Below are 24300 nucleotides of genomic sequence, written 5' to 3' on the forward strand. Positions count from 1 at the left end.
TTCTGTGTAAAATAATTTAGTTTTTGAACTTTTTAATGATTAAAATAAATTTGCTAGTGATGTTTTTTATAACATCATTATGATGTACCCGAACAGACTAAAAATATGTGTTAACAACTTTCTCAAAATTGGCTTCATTCACGATTGCTTTTGTACTATACTAAAGAAAAACTTCTTAGGAGCTACTTAAAAGATGAACTTATTTTATTTTCTAAAGGGGTTAGTGATCGGCTTTTCCGTTGCTGCACCCGTCGGCCCCATTGGTATTTTATGTATTAATCGCACGTTATCTAAAGGGCGATTACACGGATTTGTATCTGGTCTGGGAGCAGCTACAGCAGATGCTCTTTATGGATGCATCGCTGCGTTTGGCCTAACGTTCATTACAACCTTTTTACTAACCCAAAAGATTTGGCTTCAGCTGATTGGGGGATTATTTTTATGTTATTTAGGTGTACAAACTTTTCGTTCTCGACCTGCAGAGCACGCTGCCGCTGCTAAAGGAGAAGGTTTGCTTCGTTCTTATACATCCGTTCTTTTTTTAACGGTTACGAATCCAATGACGATCTTATTTTTTATTGGCGTATTTTCTGGTGTAGGCATTAGTAAATCAGCATTTGATGCTGCTTCTGCTTTGACAATGGTTGCAGGCGTATTTTTAGGATCGGCCTGCTGGTGGCTTTCGCTCAGTTTTGCTATTAGTCTTGCCCGTTCGAAGTTTACGAATAACAGCTTAATCTGGGTAAATCGTATTTCGGGAGCGGTTGTACTGACTTTCGGGATATTTGCGTTATACAAATTGCTATAAAAAGTCATTTGTCTCCTTTTCTGGGGACGAATGACTTTTTTAATAGAAAAGAATAATCTTAAAAAATACCCTAAACGCTGTCTTTTCTGTATAATAGATAAATAGAAAAACAGAAAAAGTATAAAAATGCTTGAAAACTACATATTCAATCATTAGTCTTCAAACATAATAAGGGGAAATAAAGCATGACCATTCTTCTAGTAGATGACAATCAAGTCAATCTATTTGTGATTGAAAAAATTTTAAAAGGCGCTGGCTACGATAACTGTGTGTCTCTTACGTCTGCCCATGCCCTTTTCGACTATCTTAACCTGGACGATGAGAACTCAAAAACGAATTCGGTCGATTTGATTTTACTTGATATTATGATGCCCGAAATTGATGGAATCGAAGCCTGCAGGCGAATTCAACAGGTAGAACGCTTAAAACATATTCCAATTATCTTTGTCACAGCTCTAGAAGACAGCAGCAAATTAGTAGAAGCTCTAGACGCCGGTGGAACAGATTACGTCACAAAGCCGATCAATAAAGTGGAACTGCTGGCTCGTATGCGGGTAGCTTTACGCCTTAAGGCAGAAATTGACTGGCACACGGAACATGAAAAGAAAATTCAAACTGAGTTAGATTTAGCTACGCACGTACAGCAAAACTTACTCAGTCCCCCTCTACGAGAGAAAGATATTCAAATGGAAGTTTCATATTATCCTTCTTTTAAATTAGCGGGTGATATGTACTATTGGCACAAAATTGACGAGCACCGGTACGGAATTATCCTTTTTGATATGATGGGGCACGGCATCTCTGCCTCGCTTGTTTGTATGTTTATTTCGTCTGTGCTCAGAGAAGCTATCAAGTCTCTCGTAGACCCTGAGCAGGTTATTACAGAGTTGAATCGCTACATGGAATTATTGCACAGCGAAAAAGATGAAATCCCTTACTATTTCACTGCTATTTATTTAGTGATTGATACGGAAGCTAAGACAGTAGAATATGTGAATGCCGGGCATCCAGAAGGTTATATGTTAGTGGATGAACATACGCTTGTTCCTCTTCAACGAGGAAGCTGCCCTGTAGGGTTTTTTGAAGAAATGGACGTTCAGAAATCTGTTGTCAGCTTTGAGAACGATGTGCAAATTTTGCTATTTACAGACGGAGCTCTTGAATCAATGGGCCCTTGCGAAAATGAATCTGCCCTTCGTCTTCAAAAGCTTACTGAACAAAAATGGACAAATCCGCAGACATTTATGAATGAAATTTTTTCAGAAGAACAAAAGTTAAATCAGCCTGATGATATGTGCGTGCTTATGATTCAAGCACAAGCACAATAAAAAGAGACCTCATAAATGAGGTCTTTTTTTATTGCTTTTGATAAATGCGCTCGTTCCCTGCAAACTCGATATAAGAAGCTGCTCCTTCAGCAAAGCGAAGCGTTTCTTTATCACCAAGCCCAAGAAATCCTTTTGCACAAAGGCTTTCTGAAAATAAATTATACACTTGATTTTGCAGCTGAGCTGTAAAATAAATAAGGACGTTTCGGCAAATGATGACGTGAAATTCATTAAATGACTGATCCGTGACTAAATTATGCTGAGCAAAGATAATATTTTTTAACAGCGACGGATGAAAATATGCATAGTGATGATCCGTCTGATAATATTCTGAGAAGGCGTTCTTTCCACCGGCTTGAATATAATTTTTTGTATATGACTTCATTTTACGTAAAGAAAAGGCACCTTGTTTTGCTTTTTCTAATACATCTTCGTTCATATCGGTTGCGTAAATGACCGTTTTATCCATTAACCCTTCTTCTTCTAAAAGAATCGCCATAGAAAATACCTCTTCGCCCGTTGCACAGCCAGCGTGCCAAATGCGAATTTCCGGATAATCCTTTAATACCGGAATCACTTTTGTGCGAAATGCTTTAAAAAAGCTTGGATCGCGAAACATTTCTGTCACATTTATCGAAAAATCATTTAAAAGCTGATTCATAAATTCTTCTTCGTGAATCGCTTTTTCTAGCAATCGAGACACAGTTGGAATACGTTCAATTTTCATTCGATTATAGACCCGGCGACAGATAGAAGATTTAGCGTACTGTCTGAAATCGAATCCTGTTAATCGATAAATAGCCGTCAGCAGTAAATCAATCTCCAAATCTGTTTTTTTATTCATAACTAAGTCTTCACTTAAATCTAGGTGCTTCATATCCATTTATGTTTCATACCCCGCTTAATTTACTAGCCATACACGCATAACGGAGAACAGCTGATTTAAATCTAAAGGTTTGCTGATATAATCTGATGCTCCAGCTTCCAAGCATTTTTCACGATCATTTTTCATCGCTTTAGCGGTTAATGCAATAATAGGCAAATCAACAAGCTTTAGCTCTCCTCTAATTTTCTGCATCGCTTCATATCCGTCCATTTGCGGCATCATAATATCCATTAAAATGAGATCAAATGGTTCACTATTCTTCATCATTTCAAGACACTCTATTCCGTTATGAGCTGTCATAATGGTCATACCTTGTTTAGCTAGCGCAGTTTTTAAGGCAAAGATGTTGCGCTGGTCATCATCTACGATGAGCACTCGCTTATCCTGAAACACATTTTCATCATCTTGCAATGAAGGTTCAACTGGTTGTACAGGATGGTCAATTTCAGTTATTTCTGCTTCAGGTTCAGCTTCTTCTACAGATACTGCTACTTCTTCATATGCAAAATTTACTTTTTCATAGTCAACAAGACCGTTAGAGAGACTAGGAAGATAGAGTGTAAACGTACTTCCTTTTCCTACTTCACTGCTTAGGGAAATCCAGCCGCCCAATAATTTTGCAAACTCACTGCAAATAGATAAGCCAAGTCCCGTTCCTCCGTACTTGCGAACCGTAGCTCCATCCGCCTGCTGAAACGCTTCAAAGATAAGCTGATGCTTTTCTTTTGGTATACCAATTCCCGTATCAGCTACAGCTATTTCTAGCCAGCAATCCGTATCCACTGTACGCATAGCTGTTGTAAGACGATGGTCAGCTACTCGTTGAATGGATACTGTGACAGATCCCGATTCCGTAAATTTAAATGCATTTGATAAAAGATTTTTCACAATTTGCTGGAATCTCTTTTCATCTGTGTGAATGATGTCCGGTACATCTTGTGCTTTATTAATTTTTAATTGTACTTTTTTCTGTTCAGCAACGTGGCCAAAATTACGTTCAATTTGATCTGGAAGCTCACTCATATTCATCTCAGCAAGCAAGACATCTAGTTTTCCAGACTCTACTTTTGATAAATCCAAGATGTCGTTGATTAATGCCAACAAGTCTTTTCCTGAAGAATGAATAATACGAGCATATTCTTCTTCATCTTCAGATAGCGTTTTAGCCGCGTTTTCCTCAAGCATTTCAGACAGAATAAGAATGCTGTTAAGCGGTGTTCGAAGCTCGTGCGACATATTAGCAAGGAATTCGGATTTGTATTGAGAATTCAATTCCAGCTGATGCGCTTTTTCTTCTAAATCTTCTTTTGCAGCCTCTAATTCAAACGATTTTTCTTCTGCATCTTTTGTTCTTTCTTCTAGCTGCTCATTAATCATACGCAGCTCTTCAGACTGCATTTGCAGTTCTTCTGACTGTGTTTGAAGTTCTTCAGACTGAGCCTGGAGCTCTTCTGTCATCGCCTGAGATTCTTTTAATAGACGGGCAATTTCCATACGTCTGATTACACCATTGATAGTGAGACCAAACGTTTCAATCACTTGACTAATAAGTTCTTGCTCTAAAACTGTAAATTCGTGCAGCGATGCCAGCTCGATAACTGCAATTACTTCATCTTCAAACAAGACGGGTACAATAAAAATACTCTTAGGTTTTACGTCTCCTAATCCTGAAGCAATGAGCTGGTACGTGTCAGGTACATCGTTTATGACAAGAGTTCTTTTTTCTAAAGCAGCTTGTCCAATGAGCCCTTCGCCTATCAAAAAGCTCTCTCTTCCCGCGTCGCCTTTTCTATCTGCAAAAGCAGCTTGTTTGACGAATAGATCTCCTTTATCATTTTCCTCTCGAACATAAAATGCTCCGAAAGAAGCTCCTGTCATTTCTGAAACCGTAAAGAGAAATTTTTCCGCAAGCTTGTCTACAGATGCTATGCCTTGGTACATCGTTACAGCATGAGCAATGTTCGTTTGCAGCCAGTTTCGCTCTTCAATATTTTCTAACAACGCGTTCGTGGCTATCCCTAAATCTTTAATTTCGTCATTAGATCGAACTTTAATTCTTCCTTTTAACTCGCCTTTTGAAGCCGTAATTCGTTTGATCGTTTGCGTAACTTCTTTAATCGTATTCACAATGGAATTGGATAAAACAATAGCGATAGCAAGTGAAATAAGCGTAACAAATAACAGCAAACCGTAAAGTCCAATTTTAATTTTTTGATTTTTCTCGTCTAACTCTGTTGCTCTTGTTTCAGTCGATTTTTTCTCTACATTTCTAAAAGAGGTAAACTGGCTGCGTATATCATCCATATACTGGCGCCCAGGATCTTTCTCAAAAAACTGCTGAAGCTCTTTTGTATTATTTTCTTTTTTTAATGCAATGGTCGGTTCACCAGCGGCTTCAATCCAGTCTTGAATGCTTCCTTTAATCTTCTCCAGTTTCTCCTGCTGATTTGGATTATTATTTAGAAGCTGATACAGTGCATTATAATCTTTTTCCCAACTTGATGCTGCGCTGTTATAAGGTTCTAAGTAACTCGCTTCTCCTGTAATAATATAGCCTCTTTGTCCGGTTTCCATATCGAGCAGGTGTTTTTCAATTCGATTGGTCAGATCATGCACTTCAATATCATGATCAATGATAAAATTTCGTTCTTTTTGCAAAGATGAAATTTGACTGTTTAAAACAATAAATGCAATAAATAAACAGACAATAACAATTAAATATCCAATAATAATTTTGGATTTGATGCCAAACCTTATTTTCTTTTCCATAATGTTCCTACTTTCATTCTAGATATTCTTCTAGAAGCATTCGAAAAACATGTTTATTTTTGCCGCTGGACAATTTTACTTTCAGTACACACTCTCCACTCCATCTTCCTTTGCTTGATAGGGCTTCTCTCTTTTTTCTATCAATTCAACATTCCTATTATACACTCTATTTTTGTACAGAAGAATATTTATTGTACAAGAGGGAAAGATTAATTTTCCAGTTTGGAAATATCTATTTTCAAGCTGTCTATAAAAATAGGCCCATGCTGTTAAAAGCATGAGCCTATCTTACACTATTTTTGTACACAATAAGGTAATGAAAAGTAATTTATGCTTTGGGGAATCACATAAATTATGACAACATAGGTATAAATAAATACTTACATGCGAAACGTAAAGCATTCATTATTTAAATTGTACTTGGATAGTAGAAAGCAATGCCACTTTTTTTAATTTAAATATATTTTTTCAATTTACATATCAGGTTAAAAAACTTTCATTTATTGAGCTTTTACCGACCTTACTCCGTTAGAAAAGCTGCAGATAAAAAGTTCTCCCACAAAAAAACCGTCTCTAAGTTAATAGCTTCACTTATGAGACAGCCTTTTCTTTTCCTTCTATTATTTTGCCCAGCTTTCCGTCACTTTTTTATTTTTAGAAATCCAGTTTTTCACACCTTTTGTTTCGTCTTTTGCACTGTTAATTTCTGATTCTAAAGATGCTAGTTGATCGGCACTAATAGAAAAATCTTTCAGCCACTTTGCTGCTTCTGGATAATCTTCTTTAAATGCCTTTTTGCTAATCGACTGTATTTTTTCAGGTCCAGTTGGATTCATCGTATTTTTGGGATCTTTTAAGTATCTGAGATTATACTTTTCAAAAGCCCAGTGCGGGCGCCATAACGTAACAACAATGGGTTCTTTATTAGCAATGGCTTTATCTAATTCCGATAACATGGCGGCTGTGCTGCTTTCTACTAAATTCCAGTCTTTTAACCCATAGCTTGGCATCGCATGATCTTTAGTAAGACCGTTTATTCCAGATCCTGGTTCAATACTAATAATCTTTCCGTTAAACTCATCTTTCTTATTTTTTAAATCAGCTAGTGACTGCGCGTCTACGTAGTCGGGAACGGCCAATCCGCTATCTGCTTGATCATACCAAGTACCGAGCACGTCAACTTGTTTTCCAAATCTTTTCATATAAGAACTATGGGTGGTCGGCATCCATACATCCAAAAATAAATCAATGTTTCCTTGAGCAACTCCTGAGAAAAGCGGAGCTACGTCGCTTTGAACTGCTTTAACTTTATAACCTTTTTCCTCTAATAATTCCTTCCATAGAAACGTAACAGCTACGGCTTCGTCCCATGGTATGTATCCAATTGTAATTTCTTTTTTAGTCGTCGTGCTGCTTGCCGTATTGCTATTACCACATGCGGAGACAAGCAGCATAATGACGATTGTTAGCATAATAAAAGAAAATTTTTTTGATTGTTTCATATACTCCCACCTTTATTCATTTTATTTACTTGATTGAATACCTTTTCTTTTTTGAGTAGAAAGGTGCGTCAGACGATCTAAAATAACGGCAATAATGACAACTGCAATCCCGCCGATAAATCCTAAGCCTACATCCAACATACTGATGCTTCTTAATACCTCAGCACCCAAGCCCCCTGCACCGACCATTGAAGAAATAACAACCATCGAAAGAGATAGCATAATAACCTGGTTTACACCCGACATAATCATAGGCAAAGCGAGCGGCAGCTGGACTTTAATTAATTTTTGCCATTCCGTCGCTCCAAAAGCTTCTGCTGCTTCTAAAGTGGTCTGGGGAACTTGCTGAAGTCCAAGCAGCGTCAGACGAACGGCAGGCGGCATTGCGAAAATAAAAGTAGCAATAAGAGCTGTAACATTCCCTAATCCAAATAAAAGTACGGACGGAATTAAGTAAACAAAAGCAGGCATTGTTTGCATAATATCAAGAATGGGCTTTATCACTGCTCCAACTTTGTTAAAGCGGTGTGATAATATGCCTAAAGGAACGCCAAATAGAAGTGAGATAATAGTAGAAGCTAAAACGAGAGATAAGGTCAGCATCGATGCTTCCCATAAATTCAAGCTAATAATAAGAAGTAAACCAAAACACGTAAATACAGCTATCTTCCAATCTGTTAACCATAGCGCTAATAGAACAAAAACAATGACCGTTACTAGCGGAGGAGAAGCGGTCAATACCCATTCGAGACTGCTTATTAAGCTGGTCATTATTTGGTTGATTCCAGTAAATACACCTGAAAAACTATCAATCATGTAATCAACAAATGAGTTTGCCCATTTATCTAAAGGAATACGAGGAATCGTCGCGGAATTTACCATCATATTTATCGGACCTCCATTTGATATGACTTAACTTCTTGTTGCTCCGTCACTGCAGTACGTTCAGTGAGATTTGCAATAAGGGTGCTTGGGGAAATCATACCTTGTAGGCGATGATGATTATCAACAATGACTACAGGCGAATGACTGTCTGTAAATAAAGGAATCATTTCTTGTAAAGACATATCGGGATTAACACAATGCGGCTGTGTCATTTCTTTTCCTTTTAAATCATGCTTATGAGCTTCTATCAGCTCCATCACCGTATAAATGCTCATTAAGCCCAATAAGCGGTCAGCACTATCAAGAACAAAAATAGTAGATAAATGATTGGTTCTCATTCTTCTTAATACGACTTGCGGTGATTCATACTCATAGGCAGCCGTTTCTACCGGAACCACCGCGTCTTTAGCAAGGCGAATTTTGCCGTAATTAACGTCTTGAACAAGCAGCTTTACATAACCGGTTGCCGGTTGACTTAAAATATCTTCAGCGGTTCCAAGCTGTACAATTTCCCCGTCTTTCATCACGGCAGCCCGGTGGCCTAAAGTTAATGCTTCATCTAAATCATGCGTCACAAAAATAACTGTTTTTTGTACTTCTCCCTGAATATCAAGAAATAGCTTTTGCATATCTCTTCGAATAAGAGGATCTAAAGCTGAAAAAGGCTCATCCATCAGCAAAATCTCCTGTTCAGAAGCAAGAGCTCTCGCTAGTCCAACCCGCTGCTGCATACCTCCTGATAGTTCATAAATTCTTTTATAAGCTTGTCCATTTAAGCCCACCATTTCAAGGGCCTTTTTCCCTCGCTTTTCTCTTTCGTTTGCTGATACACCTTGTATCTCTAGACCGAATGTAATGTTGTCAATCACGGTGCGGTTTGGAAGGAGGCCCACATTTTGAAAGACCATCCCAATTTTATTTCTCCGGACTTCCTGAAGTTGTCTTTTTGGCATATGAGAAATATCTTTGTTTTCTAGATATACCGTCCCTTCTGTCGGTTCTACAAGCCCGTTCAAGCATCGAAGTAAAGTAGATTTCCCGCTTCCTGATAATCCAATTAACACAAAGGTTTCTCCCTTTTTCACTTCGAAATGAGCATTGTAAATAGCAACGGTTGTCTTAGTAGCTTGTTCGACTTCATATTTACTTTCTCCAGCTTCTCGTAGCTTAAGAGCCTGTTCTTTTTGGCGACCAAATACTTTTGAAACATCGGTAACGCGGATAATGGGTTCTGTTAGTTTAGAGCTTGTACTCAATTTATTTCCCCCTTTATTTTAAAGTAGATTGTTAGAGGTGGTCTGACACCTCAAGGTAACGTGTCAGACCACCTCCACTTACTATTCGACCTTCATACCGATTGCTTCCAATACATAATTGTAAAAATGAGAAACGTGCTGTTCGATAGGTACTAAAATACCTCCTTCTTTATAAGATTTTGAGCTCATATTTTCTTGACACCACTCACACGCTTCAAAGTCTTGTAAATTAACGCGGTGAAATAATTCCACGGCATCTTTTGGGTCAAAATCAGACTTAGCCATTTCTTCCGGGTCGAATAACCATTCACAAATCACTTTAGACTTTTCCGCACTAATTGGAATAATACGATGAATAATAACGTGATCCGGTGTTAAATTGATAAATACAAGCGGCAGAACGGTAATGCCAAAATACGTGCGGTCATCTTCCGGAAGCAATCCTTTTAGCATAGGACGGCTTCCTTTCCCGCTGATTGAAAAAGCTTCTAATTCATTTCCAAACTTAGCTCCGCCTCCCACGGAATTTTGAGTGCCCACTCCCAAACGAAATTCAGGCAGCGTGGCCGTAAGTTCAGGATGAATAGAGGAACAGTGATAGCACTCTTGAAAGTTTTCTACAATAAGCTTCCAGTTTGCCTCGACTTCATATTCTTCACGATGAGCGGATTTCAAGTTTTGAATTTCATATCTAGCAAACGTATAAAGTTCTCCAAAACGATCAAAAATTTGTGCATCTAGCTGATATTCAACAGACATAGGATTGTCAGATAAATTAACCCAAACCATACCGTGCCACACTTCAATGTGAACGGATGTTAGTCCGTAATTTTCATTATGCACGAGTTCTTCTCGACAGTGGCTTGTGTTAGGAACACCCACTAAATCACCATCTAAGCTATAACTCCACGAATGATATGGACAGCGAATAACACCTGCTTTACCGGATGCTTGGCTGCACAGCTTAGCTCCTCGATGCCGACATACGTTCAAGAATCCACGCAGCACGTGATCTTTTCCCCTAGTAATTAAAATATTTTCGCCTTCAACTCTCGTCGTAATATATTGTCCCGGCTCTGCTATTTCGTATTCAAATGCAACTAAACTCCATGATTTAGAAAATATATGATCTTTTTCTAACTTAAAAATGTCCGAAGATGTATACAGCTCTCCTTTCAACGTGGGCTCAAGTCTCCCATTATCATTCACTAAACCATGTTCCATAACCATCTACTATTCCTCCTTCGCTTCTTTAGAAACATTTAAATAGAACCTTTCGCAAGAGCTGACGACGATTTATACTAGTTTATTCGCCGCAAATCGCTGCGGAGTAAACAAATCAATTGGGTGATTAGTTTTTCCCTCTATCACTAAATCTGCTAAAATCTCTCCTACTACGCTTGCAAACTTAAAACCATGTCCAGAAAATCCAGCTGCAATCGCTACTTGAGGATATTCAGGATGCAGTGAAATGACAAAATGCTCATCTGGTGTATTGGTATACATGCACGTTTTCCCTTGTAAAAATCGACCGTTAAGCTGTGGAATACCTTGAGATAGATAGTGCCGCATCATGTTCACTTCGTCTTCATATATATTTCGATCAATCGTTTCCGGCGTACACGCTGTTCCTTTTCGAAAAAACGCCACTTTTGCTCCTTCAGCCTTTAATCCAAAAGAAGGGAAACCATACAACTGTACATAATCATCTGCTTCCCAAATATAAATCGGCTGTTTTCCCACTGAAAAAACATCTATTCCTTGTGTTGGTTCAAAAAACATTTGCATATGACGCTCTACTTGTAAGCTAACACCTAAATCCCGTAATAAATCGGGTGCCCAAGCGCCTGCAGAAATAATGATTTTTCCAGCTTCATATATTCCATTAGCTGTTACAACGCGCACGCCTTCACCAGAAGGATGAGCTTCCCACGACACCACTTCCTCAAAAAAATGAAGCTCAGCTCCGTACTTTTCTGCTTGAAGAAGGTGAGTATATACGCTCGCTTCCGGCCTAACGAATCCAGCTTTTTCTTCATATAGAGCAACCGTAGCAGGTGAAGGTGTAAACGCCGGAAACCGTTTGTAAATATCCTTTGCTTCTAGAATCTCATACGCAAGATTCCACTGTTTAGAGCTTTCGATGCTTCCAGAAACCGTCAAGCTATCAGGAGGTCCCATCATAAGTCCACCGGTAACCGTAAGAATTTCTTGACCGCTTTCTCTTTCAATTTCATTCCATAATTCGTAGGCGCGAAGCAATAATGGAACGTAAGCAGGGTCTTCAAAATACGACTGTCGAATGATTCTAGAACCGCCGTGACTCGATCCTAGGTCATGAGCGGGACCGTATTGTTCTAACCCCAATACCCGCTGACCTTTTTTGGCGAGCTGATAAGCAGCCGTACTCCCCATAGCTCCTAATCCGATAATAATGACATCATAATGTGTTGACATCTGCATTCCTCCTGTCTTTCGATTGATCAATTAAACTACCGCTGGGGAGTGTGTCATCATTGTTGCTTTATAACGCTGACCAAAGTATTCGACTTCTAAAACCATTTCTTCATCTACAGCTCGAGATAATAAAGTGTGTACAATTCCTTTTCCTAAGCTGTATGAATAGCCGGCACTTGTCACAAATCCGAGAGCTGTTTCTCCATAAAAGACCGGTTCATATCCCATTACTATCGCTGAAGGATCATCTAATATGAGCGTCGCTAATACTGTTTCAGAATCTTTTCGCTGACGATCAAGCAATGCCTCTTTTCCAATAAAAAATGGTTTTGTTAAATCAACCATTTTATGAAGGTTAACTTCATATGGATGATGCTCACTCCAAAAGTCTTTCCCGCTTTTTAACGAAAAAGATTCAATTCGAAGATTTTCAAGAGCCCGGTCTCCCGCGGCAATCAGCTGATAAGGCTGTCCTTGTTCAATTAATAAATCCCATAAATTCAGGCCTTGATCAGAAGTCGTAATCAACTCCCAGCTCTCCATTCCCCCGTAGGAATCACGCAGAGCAAGAACTGAACTATTTTCAATAAACAGGGTTTTCGCTTGCCCTTGAATCCAAGCGCTGCTAAGGTCTGATCGTTGAGCCACGGACTTCATTACTCCTTTAGCTCTAGGACCAATTAATGCTATACTGCATGTCCCTGACGTTACATCTTGAAAAACGACTTGACCGTTTTGAGGCACGTGTTTTTGAATCCAGCTTGCTTCTACAGCTCCCGTACAAACAATCAAGAAAGTGGATATATTTTTGCGAATAACCGTTATTTGATCTTTTATGCCGCCTCGCTCATGCAACATACACGTACGTATGCTTTGACCTACTGTAATGTCTATATTTCCTGTCGTTAGCTTCTGTAAAAACTGGAGAGCTCCTTCCCCTTTAATTTCCAACCTTTTCTTTGCTGCCGTTGTATCGTAAATCGCTGCGTACTGACGAGTATGCAACTGTTCAGCCTCGATAATCGGTGACCAATATTCAGCGGACCACCCCTTTCTTATTACCATCTTCTTTTCATATGTGGATATAAGCGGATAGTTAGCTTCATACCACTGCGGCTGCTCCCACCCTGCTTTTTCGTTAAAATACGCTTTTAGTTCTTGCTGACGCATATAAAATGGACTTACGCGCATGTTTCGCGATACTTTTCGCTGCATAAATGGATGATGAATGCTATAAACCTCTTCATACTCTTCAATAGACCGCTGTTTGTAATAAACAGGGCTGCATGCATACGTATCGAAACGATTGATATCGCATAGCTCCAAATCCACAGTCGGGGCACCATTCATCATCCATTCAGCCATTTGTCTAGCGACACCTGCAGAGTGCGTTACCCATATGGCTTCGGCTACCCAAAATCCCTCTACTGCTTGTGATTTGCCAAGCAGCGGCATCCCATCAGGTGTGAAGGAAAAAATGCCGTTGATTCCTTTTTTTATTCCTGCTCGTTTTAATGCCGGAATTAATTCCATTGCATCTTCCCACGGTTTTTCAAAATCTTTTGGTGTAAAAGGATTAACTGAAGGCATTTCTTTTGTTTCTCCGTATTTTGTAATGTCACTGAGTTCGACTGGAAACGGTTCATGCTGATATGATCCAATCCCAAGCCCTTTCTCTACCTGACGAAAATAAATTGCATTATCCTGATCTCGAATAAGAGGAGTCGCGGCTTCTTCCGTTTCTCCGTTTAATTCAAGTAAATCATTTGTAAACACATATTGATGAGCCATCGGCTGAAGAGGAATCGTTACACCAACCATTTCTCCGATGCGAGGTCCCCAAAATCCGGCACAGCACACGATTACATCTGCTTCAAATTTTCCAGCGCTCGTGTACACTGCCTTTACTTGACCATTTGTCACTTCGATATTCTTCACTTCTGTATGACCGTAAAATTCTACTCCACACTCTTTAGAAAAACGAGTCATTTTATCAACGGCATGCAAAGGTTTGGCAATACCGTCTGACGGAACATAGAGACCTCCGCAAATACGCTCAGGACAAATCAGCGAATTTTTTTCCGCGCATTCCTGCGGTGAAAGAAGAAAAGCTTCGATTCCCCATGAGCTGGCAACACCAGCCTTTCTCTTTAGGTCTTCTAATCGCTCTGGTGTACGGGCAACTTCTAAACTGCCGACAGGATAAAACGAGCGCTGTTCATCTGTACTCAACTCTTTAAAGGTCTCGACTGTTTGAGAAGCTAGTGTTGTCAGGATTTTTGAAAAGCTAAGCTGAAATACAAGCCCCGGAGCGTGAGAAGTAGATCCTCCCGTTTCAAACAAAGGGCCTTGCTCAATCACTGTTATGTTTCTTTGCCCCATTTTGCTTAAATAGTAGGCAATGCTGCACCCGACAATTCCAGCTCCTATCACTACTATCCTCTTATGTTCCATCACTTCATATCTCCCTCCTTTTTTGGTTTGAAGATGTTAAATATTGTCGATAGTTAATTATATTTTTAATATTCGTAATTTTCAAAGTATTTTGTCAAAAAGTGTGACATAGATTTTTTCAGACTTTCTTCCGCTAATGTTCGGATAACGCTTTCTTAACTTTAAAATACCAGAAAAACTGCCGTCTTTTTCTTTCGAATAACGAATTTTAAAGAAACTATCTATCTGTCAAAATGACACTTATCAATGAATGGTTATACCAAAAAATGACGGAAAGAAGATAGCTAAAATAACTTAGCTATCTTCTTTTTCAACCATTTACCGATTAATTAATTTTGAAGGTCTAAATACTTTTGCTTATTTTTAGACCAAAGTTGCTTGTTTGACTACTTTTTTCATTTCTTCTGCAACGTTTCTTTTGTCTTTTTCACTTGTAATCCCCCCGCCTACAATCACAAGATCCGGCTGTGACTGCACGATTTCAGGAAGTGTATTCAGTTTAATACCTCCTGCGACCGCTGTTTTTGCATTTTTCACAACTCGTTTAATCGTTTGAAGGTGATCGAACGGGGTTTCTCCTTCAGCTTGAAGATCATACCCTGTGTGTACACAAATATAGTCAACACCGAGTGCATCGACTTCTTTTGCACGTTGTTCAAGGTTTTTTACATTAATCATATCAACAAGAATTTGTGTTCCTTGTTTTTTGGCCTCTTCTACAGCGCCTTTTATAGTCGAATCATCAGTAGCGCCAAGAATGGTAATAATACTAGCCCCCGCTTCAGAAGCTTTCATTACTTCATAAGCACCTGCATCCATAATTTTCAAATCAGCTAATACCTTTAAAGACGGAAAGGCTTCCTTGATTTCTTTGACTGCTTTTAGCCCTTCGTTAATCACAACTGGAGTTCCAATTTCTACAATATCGATATACTCTTGAACCTCCTGCACTACTTCTTTTGCCTCTGAAATATTTACAAGATCCAATGCTAATTGAAGTTCCATACTTACTTCACTCCTTCATTAAATGGGGTTGTCTAGCATGAATTCATTGTAAAACCGTTACTTTCAAAAAAAAAGTAGGCACTTTTAAAACATATAGTCACTAAAAATATACTATGGACGCTTCAATGCAGCGTATCATTCGTGTTTATTTTAGAAAATTCTGAATAATAAGGGTAGTTTTATTCTTTTTCAACAAAAGGTTTTAACCCATATGGCTGGAATTATTCATTTCAGGATCTATAACGGTTTCCATATAATTTTTTCCCCACTCATCCATGCTCTCAAGGATGGGCATCAAGCTTCTCCCGTGTTCAGTCAAGGAATATTCAACTTTTGGAGGGACAACCGGATAGACTTTTCGGTGAACGATTTGATCTTCTTCTAATTCTCGCAGCTGACTTACTAACATTCGCTGAGTAATTCCCGGCATCATGGACTTTAACTCCCCAAATCGTTTCGTCCCTTCTTTTCCTAGGTGCCACATAATCAACATTTTCCACTTGCCTCCAATAATCGTTAACGTTAATTCCTTTTCACAGTTAAACGTTTTGCTAAAAAGTCTGCTCAATCCTTTTTCCTCCCTTTTTATGCGTAATAGTATAGTTTTAGACACTATATGAAAATAAAGTGCCTACTTATAAAGGAAAATTGTACCTGCTATACTGTAATCTGTAAAGACGGTAAAAGACTATATTCACTGTAATAGACCGTTAAAATAAAGGAGGAGATCAATTGGGCAGTGTAGCTCGTTCACGTGATAATTGTCTCAAGTCTCATTCACCACAAGCGTTAGAAGTGGATTCCATGACCTTTATCTTATTTGGAGCAACAGGAGATTTAGCTAAAAGAAAAATTTTTCCTGCGTTATATAATTTATTTTTAGATAAAAAACTGCCTTCTTCCTTTTCTATTGTTGGTACGGGTAGAAGCAACTGGTCTAATGATGCCTTTCAAATATATGTAGAAGAATCAGTAAAGACTTTTTCAAGGCGCTTTAGCCAAGGTGAATCCAAGATAAAAGAATTTCTTAAGACAGTTGGCTATCATAAAATGGATGTTACCAATAGTGATGGATATGACCAGTTGCTGCAGGCTATTCAAGAAGGCGAAGCAGAATTAAATATTCCTGAAAATCGTCTTTTCTATTTATCAGTGGCTCCTGAATTTGTAGACGTTATTGCTTCAAATATAAATAGCGGCAGATTGGGATCTACAAAAGGCTGGAAACGTCTTATTATCGAAAAGCCTTTCGGACACGATTTACAATCTGCTCAAGTGTTAAATCAAAAGCTTACTGAAACGTTCAATGAAGAAGAGATTTATCGTATCGACCACTATCTGGGAAAACCAATGATTCAAAATTTGGAGGCTCTAGCATCTGCAAACCCTATTTTACAAGCACTATGGAATCATCACTACGTTGCAAATGTCCAAATTACAGCTAGTGAAACAGTTGGTGTAGAAGAAAGAGCGCCTTACTATGATCAGTCCGGTGCAATTAGGGATATGTTCCAAAACCATATGCTTCAAATGCTGATGATGACTGCCATGCAGCTGCCAAAGACACTTAACATCGCAAAAACTCGCCAACAAAAGATAAAAATTATGAAAAGCCTTCGCCCTCTACAAAAAGAGTTTATCCATTCGAACGTCATAAGAGGTCAATACGAAGGAGGAAAAATCCAAAATCGTTCCGTTATAGGATATAAAGATGAGCCCGGCATCAATGCAGCTTCCGTTAATGACACATTTATAGCAGTCCGGGTATGGATTGATCATGAGCTTTGGAAAGGAGTACCCTTCTATCTTCGCACAGGAAAACGAATGAGTAAAAAATGCACGCGTATCGTCATTGAATTTAAACATCCTTTAAAAGATGTTTATAAAGATGAAGAAGTTATTCCTAACCTTTTGGTTGTCGAAATCAGCCCAAATGAAGGTATCTCACTGCAATTAAACAGCAAAAATCCTTTGAATGACAATAAAATCGAACCTATTTTCATCAATTTCTCAACAAATCAAAAAGAAGTACCCGAAGCTTATGAACTGCTGTTATCTGATGCTTTACAGGGAGACTCCACATTTTTTGCTCATTGGGAAGAGGTTGAATTATCTTGGAAATGGGTGCAACCTATTTTAGAAGTTTTTAATAATGAACGCTTTCCTCTTCATTTTTATCCTGCGGGTACGATGGGCCCAGCAGCTTCAAATCATTTGTTAGAAGACGACGGGTTTAAGTGGTGGTGATTACTTTTAATCTCGTTAAAAAGAGGCTGGGGTAAAAGCATTTTATTTGAAGAAAGATCCGAACGATGAAGCGAGATTCTTGATGGAGAATCCAACTCGTTCGGATGTTTTCATTGTGGTTGTAAACGCAGGTTTAATGTATGTAGTTGCTTCTAATTGTTGATAGGGCAAGACGAAGACTCCTGCCGCCTGCGGAAAGCGAAGTCTTGTAGGGAAATCAGCTGCCGTATCACAAGCTGTTCAGCTCATGTATATTAGTTGTTCGTATCTTCTTTATTTAATATCAGCCATTTGATTTTTCGATCTCGCTCTTTTTTTTCTTGTTCATCAACCAAATCATATTTCTTCAGCAAGTGAAACATCTCGTTTAATGTTGTTTGCGAAGGATTTCGTACGAGAAACTCATGAAATAACGAGCGAATATCTTCTGGCAGCCATTGTGACTGCGAGTTAAACTTCTGCTGTACATCTTCTACCGAGTGGTCTAAATTACATTTACCCATACCTTTTCCTCCCTTTTTATGTAACTGTTTTGCATTTTTAGTCTTCTTTTCGTTTAAACGTACTTGGCATAACAACTGCCACAACTTCTCCGGTCGCAACAATGATGTCACTCGCGTATACTTCTGTTTTAACTCTCCATTTCTTCGGGTGAATTTCTTCAACCGTTCCTATTGCTTTTAGTACTTCACCCTGCGGCGTTGGTTTTTTAAAATCCACGTGGAGAGAACCGGTAACAAACCGCGGCGGCTCTGCTGAATCTCCTATTTCGTAGCCATTTTTACGGTATAGAGCAAGAGATGCAGAGCCTGTTCCATGGCAATCAATCAGTGAGGCAAGAAGTCCGCCATAAACAAATCCTGGTATGGCTGTATGTTCAGGCTTAGGTGTATAAAGGGTAATGGTTTTTTCTCCTAGCCATCCTGTCCGAAAATGATAGCCGTCCTGATTTAATCGGCCGCAGCCGTAACACCATGCAAAATCATCCGGATATTCGTCTTGAATCGCTTTTACTACTTTTCCCATGCTTCACCACTCCTTTTTTCAGAATATTTTAACACATTTTCTCCTACAATCGTTAGAACTAAACGGACTATTTTCAAGCTTAAATAACTAAAAATCATCATAGAAGAAAAGCCTCACTTGAAAAATAATCGATTAACTAGGTTTTTATTTATAAATGATGGTGACGAGAAAGCATCTTTCTAATTGAAAGGTGCTTTTTTGTTTCTTATAAAAATATAAAAAAGAGGAGAGTTTTTATGAAGAACATTTTTATGAAATCAATGACCGTTCTTACCTTATTAATGGTCGCATTATGTGGAGTAAATCAGGTGAAAACAGAAGCAGCAAGTAAACCAGCGAATCAAGATCTAATCATCATTAACAAGTACTATAACAAGCTTGCCTATTTTCATAATGGTTATATTGAAATCGTTGATCCAGTAGCAACGGGAAAAACATGGGATAAAACATCTGTTGGCTTCTTTAAGGTGGTAAACAAAATTAAAAACCGCCCTTACTATACAGGACATATTCCTGGGGGCGATCCTCGCAACCCATTAGGAAAAAGGTGGTTAGGATTAAATGCAAACGGTATTCACGGCAATAACAATGCTTGTTGTTTCATAATTATTTACTTCTATTACTGAGCGATAGAATGGAAATATCTTTCCATCCATATGCTTCATCTTCTACTATGCACTCTCCAAATTGGCTCTCTCGGTGAGTATAATACTTACCTCCCAAACGTTTATAAAATCCACGTCCAGATTTGTTATTTTTCATCACCCATACCATCATAGAAGAAATACCTTCATTCATAAAATGTTCAGCAACAGTTGAAATTAGACTTCTTCCAGTACCTAGTCCTTGAGCAGCAGGTAACAGGTAAAGTGCGTATAATTCTCCTTTAAATTCCTTGTCATTATTAATTTGAGCTGCTGCAAATCCAATAATTTCTTCAGAGTCATTACTAGCAATGTAAATAAATGATTTATGTAGTGAATCACTAAAAAATTTCATCCATTTATTTTTAGCTTCTTCATACGATAGTTCGTTTAGAAAGTTGTCTGGAACTAAACCATTATAAGTTGTCTTCCACGTATCAACATAAATCTTTGATATCACCCTTATATCGTTTATGTTTGCTTTTCTAATTTTCACCTTAAGCACCCCTTCTACATTCTAAACATAATTAACTTTATGTACTTACTATATATAAAAAAGTTTTATTATCTAATATTGAAAGTATGTGATATACAGAGGTAGTTACCATAATGTAAATTCCCGGAAATTATAGTTCTTCCAGCGTCTTCTCTAAATTTCAGCTTGATACTTAAGGGTGGGAATTCTATAATATAAATTATTAAAATAACTAAAAGCTGTAAAAGTCTGTTTACAGCAGGTGGATTTTTCGTTTGAATTTATTATTTTACTTTTCGCCACCCATCTCATATTTGAGATGGGTGGCTTTATTGTGTTGTATGGAGGATTTAATAATGAAAATTTTAAACTATGCTTTACTTGTTTTTCTGGGTGGTTGTTCTTATGGAGTGGTATCAACGTTTGTCAAATTAGGGTATGGTGAGGGATTTAGACTAAGTGAAGTAACAGGAAGTCAATATTTTTTTGGTGCTATCATGTTGTGGGCTATTGCAATCTTTGTTCCAAAAGACCGTTTGAAATGTAAACAGTGGGTTACTTTGGCCATAGGAGGCATACCGATGGGGCTAACAGGTATTTTTTATAATCAAGCGCTTGGTTATATTAATGCCTCATTTGCCATCATCCTTCTACTGCAATTCACATGGATAAGTATGGTTTTGCAATATGTATTTACTAAAGAAGCACCCAGTCGAAAAAGCTTCATCTCAACGATAATTATTCTTCTCGGTTCTGTCCTTGCTTCTGGATTTTTGCAAACTGGCATCATTTTTTCTTTTGCTGGAATCAGTTGGGGTATACTTGCTGCTTGCTCCTTTGCTTTCTTTATTTTTATAAGTGGGAACACAAATATATCTGTGCATCCTATTTATAAAAGCGCTATTATGACAACCGGAGCGTCATTGCTTATATTTATTTCATTACCACCAGTATTTCTTATAAACAGTGCGCTTACAGATGGACTATTCATGTATGGTCTTCTTACTGGATTCTTCGGTTCACTTGTTCCACCTATTTTTTTTAATATTGGCATGCCTAAAGTAGGTGGAAGCTTAGGGACCATTCTAAGTGCATCAGAGTTACCAACGGCCGTAATTATGTCTACACTTGTTCTCCACGAAACCGTCACCTTCCTTCAATGGATCGGTGTGATCATCATTCTAGGTGGAATTGCGTATCCAAACGTTCAGAGTCATAAGACCACTCGTTTAATAAAGAAAAACGTATAACATTTGCACTCACTATTTCTATAATTGAAAAGTTACCCTGCCAAACAATCTATTTTGGCAAAGGGTAGTTTTTTTACTTAATGATATATAATATTCCATTCTAACTGATATTGGGTAAGAGCTTTATTTTCTTAACGATTATATACACCGCATAATAATGGTTGAATATGCACAAATTAAACAATAAAACTAATTTAAAGGTGAATATAATGTCTTCTTCATTAAATAAATCTTCTCAAAATATTTCAAAGAGAATTGAAAGACAATTTCAAATCACAAGCGATTTTGAGAAAAGGACTATTTTAAAAGATAAAATTACAATATTTTATTTAAATACAATTGTAGATAAAGACCAGATACAAAAATATATTATTGAACCTTTACAGCAAACATGGGAAACGGTTAATGAAGATAATCCATCTATCCAGCAAATAAAGACTATTGTTAATTCTGCTTCTCTGAAAGAAACTCAGTCAGTTGAAGAGATCCAAGATGCTTTGGTTAAAGGAAATACCTTTCTTCTTATAGAGGGAGAAACAAGTGGATTGCTTATACCTACAACTAAATGGATAGAGCGAGGGTTAGAAGAAACATTAGGAGAACGAGCGATAAGAGGACCAGCAGTAGGTTTCACAGAAACTCTAACGACCAATATAAATATAATACGACGTATTATTCAGACACCCCAATTAATCATTGATACAAAACCATGTGGCACACATTTAAAAACAGATATATCTATCATTTACATGAAACACTTGGTGAATCGATCCATTTTACAAGAAGTACAGCATCGAATCTCTAAGATAGATGTAGACTACATACTAGCTTCAAGAATAGTCGAAGATGCTATTGAAGGAAAACCTAAAACTTTTGTTAACCTAGTTATGACAAAAGAGCGTGTGGACACAACGACTTCAGCTCTCTTAGAAGGTAAAGTAATTGTATTCGTAGATGGATCCCCTTATTCGATTATAGCCCCGAGTTTATTTGTCGATTTCTTTCAATCCGCAGATGACTTTCATTTAAAAACTGGACGTTTGATCAATCGGTCTATTCGATATTTTGGCTTTATTACTTCGATTCTTATTCCTGGCATTTATGTTGGTCTAGAAAAATTCCATAGTGATACATACAGTAAAAAAATCCAAAAAGATCTGTTTAACCATGGAGAATTATTACCTACGTTTTGGGAAATAGCCCTTTTACTTATTTTATTTCGTATATTAATTGATATAGGCACACGTGCTCCCAAAGGAACGGTTATCATCATCACATTGTTAGCAACTATTGTTATTGGTGAAATGTCTGTTTCAGCTAAACTTATCCATCCCGCAAGCTTAGTAGTAACAGGATTAAGTGTTTATCTATCTACTTTAGTTATTTATCGAGGACAAAGTGGAATAGGTTCATTAAGATTTTTATATTTCTTTACTTGCTATTACTTTGGTTTGCCAAGCATTATGCTTGTTTCAACTATTGTTATTCTATATCTTGTACAGTTAAAATCAGTAGGTGTACCGTATTTATCACCTCTTATTCCATTTAGGTGTGATGAATTTCAAGATATATTCGTCCGTGGGAATTTGCGTAAACTTCAAAGAAAGTCTCATGAATTTCCAAATGTTGAATAGGTAAAACATAAACTTTTAACGTTTTGAATAAATTATCCAAGATGTTCTGAAACGTCAGCTAAGCATTGATTATCATTCATGAAATAGAAAAAACAACTGATTGGCCCCAGTTGTTTTTTCTGCTTTTAAGCTGTATATCGTATACAAAGTTAGTTACCATGAATGTTACTTATAGGCAAAAGGATACAAAAACACTAATTTATACTTACTGACTAAAACATTCGGGTTGAAGTGTGCTAGCATCGTCTTTCCCACCTACAAAAAAGGTAAAATAGTTCCCGTTGTAGTCATCTTCAGCCGTCATTTCCCAATTAATGTCTTTTTCCCAATTTAATTTTTTTACTTTTTTCCCCTGCTCATTCACATAATAATATTCTGAGTTATGCCAACCTGAATCTACCATTGAATACCAACCAAAAGATTCTGGGGAAGACGTTTCCAACCTTCCATCTTTGGAAATTTTATGAATAATTTTCTCATTTTGGACCTTTAAAGGTGCCTTGCCTTTCACATCATAAAAGATACCCACACAACCCGTATAACCATTCGGGATTAAATATACCGTGTCTGTTCCCTTTCGTTCATGAAAAAACAAAAAATAGATTGTACCAACTAACAACAATAATCCCATAAATATGTATCCGATTTTTTTCATTCTTTACTCCTTCGATTTCAGCACAAATCTTTAATAAATTTATAAAAAATACAAGGTTAGTTCATATGACAAACGTTATCGCTAATAAAAAGGACTCCTCTTAAGGAGCCTGCGGTCATATTAAGTCCTTTTCCATATCTTTATTTTATTTACTAAGGTAAAATTCCTTATCAAAAGTAGATAGATTAACTTCTCTAGAACCTTTTTTATAAACTTGATCTGCCCCCATTGTTTCTCCCTTTCTCCATCCATATAACCAAATACTTACTTGGTACCAAGGAGGAATACTTCCTGCTTCAGAGGCAATAAACCATTTATATTTTTCAGTGACATAGTCCTCACCTACAGTTGTTTTTACTAAGTGGGCTTCGCGAGGTATAGGAAATTCTTCAACATCATGAGATGGAGTATAAGCCAGCTTGAAATAACCGATTAATAACAGTGCAATGATAACAACAGCAAACATCTTTTTTCTTTTCTTTATCATAAAATGTATAACTTTTCCTTTTTAATATTAATATAGCACTACAAATAAAGGAAATATATGAAAAGTAATAGATATAAACAGATCAAAAGAATTCTATTTAGAAATTCTTGAATTTCAGCTTATATATGAACGCGCAGAAGAAAAGTTTGCATTTATTTCACTCAACGGTGCTCAAATAATGATCGAAGAATGTAATGTACACTGGCAAACTGGAGAACTTGAATATCCATATGGTCGAGGAATCAACTTTCAAATTGAAGTAGAAAACATAGAAAGTATCTTACAAAACTTAAAGAGGCACAGAATCAAACTTTTTAGAGAGAGTATGCTAAATAATTATAGTGGATTTATTTAAAAAGAGTTTATAGTTCAAGATCCAGATGGTTATTTGTTACGATTTTCTCAACCATGTTAAGTACCATGACAAAACCACTTTAGTCTATGAAACCCATATAGAAAAATAAGTTAACTTAATGTTAATTTTAGGATCTTGCTATTTAGGCAAGTTCCTACGTTTTTTTTTAAACTTTAT

The 24300-nt window shown here is 37.4% G+C and carries 21 protein-coding genes; 6 read left to right on the forward strand and 15 right to left on the reverse strand.

Translation table 11 applies throughout. The features are described 5' to 3' along the window. Positions 1-193: 193 nt before the first annotated feature. Complete coding sequence (locus ACFX4G_RS22675; RefSeq protein WP_043979180.1) at positions 194-808, forward strand: LysE family translocator; 615 nt, start codon at positions 194-196, stop codon at positions 806-808. Between the two features lie 185 nt (positions 809-993). Further along, a complete protein-coding gene (locus ACFX4G_RS22680; RefSeq protein WP_028408099.1) occupies positions 994-2136 on the forward strand; it encodes a SpoIIE family protein phosphatase in 1143 nt (380 codons plus the stop codon). 28 nt (positions 2137-2164) lie between these two features. Here the strand turns inward: ACFX4G_RS22680 and ACFX4G_RS22685 are convergent, their stop codons facing one another. The 10 genes from ACFX4G_RS22685 to hxlR all read right to left on the reverse strand — a co-directional run bounded on the left by ACFX4G_RS22685 (position 2165) and on the right by hxlR (position 15918). Continuing rightward, positions 2165-3019, reverse strand: coding sequence for a CheR family methyltransferase (locus ACFX4G_RS22685; protein WP_013056253.1), 855 nt, complete (start codon positions 3017-3019; stop codon positions 2165-2167). 18 nt (positions 3020-3037) lie between these two features. Then, positions 3038-5791, reverse strand: coding sequence for a CHASE3 domain-containing protein (locus ACFX4G_RS22690; protein ID WP_377577176.1), 2754 nt, complete (start codon positions 5789-5791; stop codon positions 3038-3040). A 620-nt stretch (positions 5792-6411) separates the two neighbouring features. Beyond that, entirely contained in the window at positions 6412-7293 is an 882-nt protein-coding gene (locus ACFX4G_RS22695) for a glycine betaine ABC transporter substrate-binding protein (protein ID WP_043979189.1), read from the reverse strand. A 21-nt stretch (positions 7294-7314) separates the two neighbouring features. Then, positions 7315-8178 carry an ABC transporter permease gene (locus tag ACFX4G_RS22700; RefSeq protein WP_043979191.1) on the reverse strand — a complete coding sequence of 288 codons (864 nt, stop codon included), beginning with the start codon at positions 8176-8178 and terminating at the stop codon, positions 7315-7317. A 2-nt stretch (positions 8179-8180) separates the two neighbouring features. Continuing rightward, positions 8181-9434, reverse strand: a complete 1254-nt coding sequence (locus ACFX4G_RS22705) for a quaternary amine ABC transporter ATP-binding protein (protein WP_043979194.1) — start codon at positions 9432-9434, stop codon at positions 8181-8183. 81 nt (positions 9435-9515) lie between these two features. Beyond that, on the reverse strand, positions 9516-10664 hold the full coding sequence (locus ACFX4G_RS22710; RefSeq protein ID WP_043979196.1) for an aromatic ring-hydroxylating oxygenase subunit alpha: 1149 nt from the start codon (positions 10662-10664) through the stop codon (positions 9516-9518). Between the two features lie 66 nt (positions 10665-10730). Next, on the reverse strand, positions 10731-11891 hold the full coding sequence (solA, locus tag ACFX4G_RS22715) for an N-methyl-L-tryptophan oxidase (protein WP_377577179.1): 1161 nt from the start codon (positions 11889-11891) through the stop codon (positions 10731-10733). A 30-nt stretch (positions 11892-11921) separates the two neighbouring features. After that, entirely contained in the window at positions 11922-14345 is a 2424-nt protein-coding gene (locus tag ACFX4G_RS22720) for a GcvT family protein (protein WP_237074794.1), read from the reverse strand. 363 nt (positions 14346-14708) lie between these two features. Continuing rightward, positions 14709-15350 (reverse strand): 3-hexulose-6-phosphate synthase, encoded by a 642-nt coding sequence (gene hxlA / locus ACFX4G_RS22725; RefSeq protein ID WP_043979199.1) that lies wholly within the window; start codon positions 15348-15350, stop codon positions 14709-14711. Positions 15351-15552: 202 nt separating this feature from the next. Further along, complete coding sequence (gene hxlR / locus ACFX4G_RS22730) at positions 15553-15918, reverse strand: transcriptional activator HxlR (protein ID WP_043979201.1); 366 nt, start codon at positions 15916-15918, stop codon at positions 15553-15555. Between the two features lie 164 nt (positions 15919-16082). Here hxlR and zwf point away from each other — a divergent pair, with 164 nt between their 5' ends. Further along, the gene (gene zwf / locus ACFX4G_RS22735; protein ID WP_162213936.1) at positions 16083-17597 is read left to right on the forward strand and encodes a glucose-6-phosphate dehydrogenase; all 1515 of its coding nucleotides are present in this window, start codon (positions 16083-16085) and stop codon (positions 17595-17597) included. A 254-nt stretch (positions 17598-17851) separates the two neighbouring features. Here zwf and ACFX4G_RS22740 read toward each other — a convergent pair whose 3' ends face one another. Then, positions 17852-18100: a group-specific protein gene (locus ACFX4G_RS22740; RefSeq protein ID WP_162213935.1), complete on the reverse strand. Its 249-nt coding sequence runs from the start codon at positions 18098-18100 to the stop codon at positions 17852-17854. Between the two features lie 37 nt (positions 18101-18137). Then, entirely contained in the window at positions 18138-18623 is a 486-nt protein-coding gene (locus ACFX4G_RS22745; RefSeq protein ID WP_043979205.1) for a PaaI family thioesterase, read from the reverse strand. Between the two features lie 236 nt (positions 18624-18859). Here ACFX4G_RS22745 and ACFX4G_RS22750 point away from each other — a divergent pair, with 236 nt between their 5' ends. Continuing rightward, positions 18860-19249, forward strand: a complete 390-nt coding sequence (locus ACFX4G_RS22750) for a L,D-transpeptidase (RefSeq protein ID WP_377577184.1) — start codon at positions 18860-18862, stop codon at positions 19247-19249. Here ACFX4G_RS22750 and ACFX4G_RS22755 read toward each other — a convergent pair. Beyond that, on the reverse strand, positions 19230-19763 hold the full coding sequence (locus ACFX4G_RS22755) for a GNAT family N-acetyltransferase (RefSeq protein ID WP_043979207.1): 534 nt from the start codon (positions 19761-19763) through the stop codon (positions 19230-19232). The genes ACFX4G_RS22750 and ACFX4G_RS22755 overlap by 20 nt on opposite strands. Before the next feature lie 335 nt (positions 19764-20098). On the opposite strand from ACFX4G_RS22755, the gene ACFX4G_RS22760 reads away from it, so the two are divergent. Beyond that, positions 20099-20992 carry an EamA family transporter gene (locus ACFX4G_RS22760; RefSeq protein ID WP_043979210.1) on the forward strand — a complete coding sequence of 298 codons (894 nt, stop codon included), beginning with the start codon at positions 20099-20101 and terminating at the stop codon, positions 20990-20992. 209 nt (positions 20993-21201) lie between these two features. Then, positions 21202-22626, forward strand: a complete 1425-nt coding sequence (locus tag ACFX4G_RS22765; RefSeq protein ID WP_237074720.1) for a spore germination protein — start codon at positions 21202-21204, stop codon at positions 22624-22626. A gap of 205 nt (positions 22627-22831) precedes the next feature. On the opposite strand, the gene ACFX4G_RS22770 is transcribed toward ACFX4G_RS22765, so the two are convergent. Together ACFX4G_RS22770 and ACFX4G_RS22775 are read right to left on the reverse strand one after the other, a co-directional pair. Further along, positions 22832-23281 carry a DUF6843 domain-containing protein gene (locus ACFX4G_RS22770; protein ID WP_043979212.1) on the reverse strand — a complete coding sequence of 150 codons (450 nt, stop codon included), beginning with the start codon at positions 23279-23281 and terminating at the stop codon, positions 22832-22834. Between the two features lie 145 nt (positions 23282-23426). Beyond that, a complete protein-coding gene (locus ACFX4G_RS22775; protein ID WP_043979213.1) occupies positions 23427-23768 on the reverse strand; it encodes a hypothetical protein in 342 nt (113 codons plus the stop codon). Positions 23769-24300 lie beyond the last annotated feature (532 nt).

It is taken from the genome of Priestia sp. YIM B13486, assembly GCF_042787865.1.
Lineage (GTDB): Bacteria > Bacillota > Bacilli > Bacillales > Bacillaceae_H > Priestia > Priestia megaterium.

Coding starts and splice junctions, on each gene's coding strand:
- ACFX4G_RS22740 (WP_162213935.1), bottom strand. CDS start 18,100: ATGGGTAAATGTAATTTAGACCACTCGGTAGAAGATGTACAGCAGAAG.
- ACFX4G_RS22720 (WP_237074794.1), bottom strand. CDS start 14,345: ATGGAACATAAGAGGATAGTAGTGATAGGAGCTGGAATTGTCGGGTGC.
- ACFX4G_RS22700 (WP_043979191.1), bottom strand. CDS start 8,178: ATGATGGTAAATTCCGCGACGATTCCTCGTATTCCTTTAGATAAATGG.
- ACFX4G_RS22675 (WP_043979180.1), top strand. CDS start 194: ATGAACTTATTTTATTTTCTAAAGGGGTTAGTGATCGGCTTTTCCGTT.
- ACFX4G_RS22690 (WP_377577176.1), bottom strand. CDS start 5,791: ATGGAAAAGAAAATAAGGTTTGGCATCAAATCCAAAATTATTATTGGA.
- ACFX4G_RS22765 (WP_237074720.1), top strand. CDS start 21,202: ATGTCTTCTTCATTAAATAAATCTTCTCAAAATATTTCAAAGAGAATT.
- ACFX4G_RS22745 (WP_043979205.1), bottom strand. CDS start 18,623: ATGGGAAAAGTAGTAAAAGCGATTCAAGACGAATATCCGGATGATTTT.
- ACFX4G_RS22775 (WP_043979213.1), bottom strand. CDS start 23,768: ATGATAAAGAAAAGAAAAAAGATGTTTGCTGTTGTTATCATTGCACTG.
- ACFX4G_RS22750 (WP_377577184.1), top strand. CDS start 18,860: ATGAAGAACATTTTTATGAAATCAATGACCGTTCTTACCTTATTAATG.
- ACFX4G_RS22695 (WP_043979189.1), bottom strand. CDS start 7,293: ATGAAACAATCAAAAAAATTTTCTTTTATTATGCTAACAATCGTCATT.
- ACFX4G_RS22770 (WP_043979212.1), bottom strand. CDS start 23,281: ATGAAAAAAATCGGATACATATTTATGGGATTATTGTTGTTAGTTGGT.
- hxlA (WP_043979199.1), bottom strand. CDS start 15,350: ATGGAACTTCAATTAGCATTGGATCTTGTAAATATTTCAGAGGCAAAA.
- ACFX4G_RS22685 (WP_013056253.1), bottom strand. CDS start 3,019: ATGGATATGAAGCACCTAGATTTAAGTGAAGACTTAGTTATGAATAAA.
- ACFX4G_RS22710 (WP_043979196.1), bottom strand. CDS start 10,664: ATGGTTATGGAACATGGTTTAGTGAATGATAATGGGAGACTTGAGCCC.
- ACFX4G_RS22680 (WP_028408099.1), top strand. CDS start 994: ATGACCATTCTTCTAGTAGATGACAATCAAGTCAATCTATTTGTGATT.
- ACFX4G_RS22760 (WP_043979210.1), top strand. CDS start 20,099: ATGAAAATTTTAAACTATGCTTTACTTGTTTTTCTGGGTGGTTGTTCT.
- solA (WP_377577179.1), bottom strand. CDS start 11,891: ATGTCAACACATTATGATGTCATTATTATCGGATTAGGAGCTATGGGG.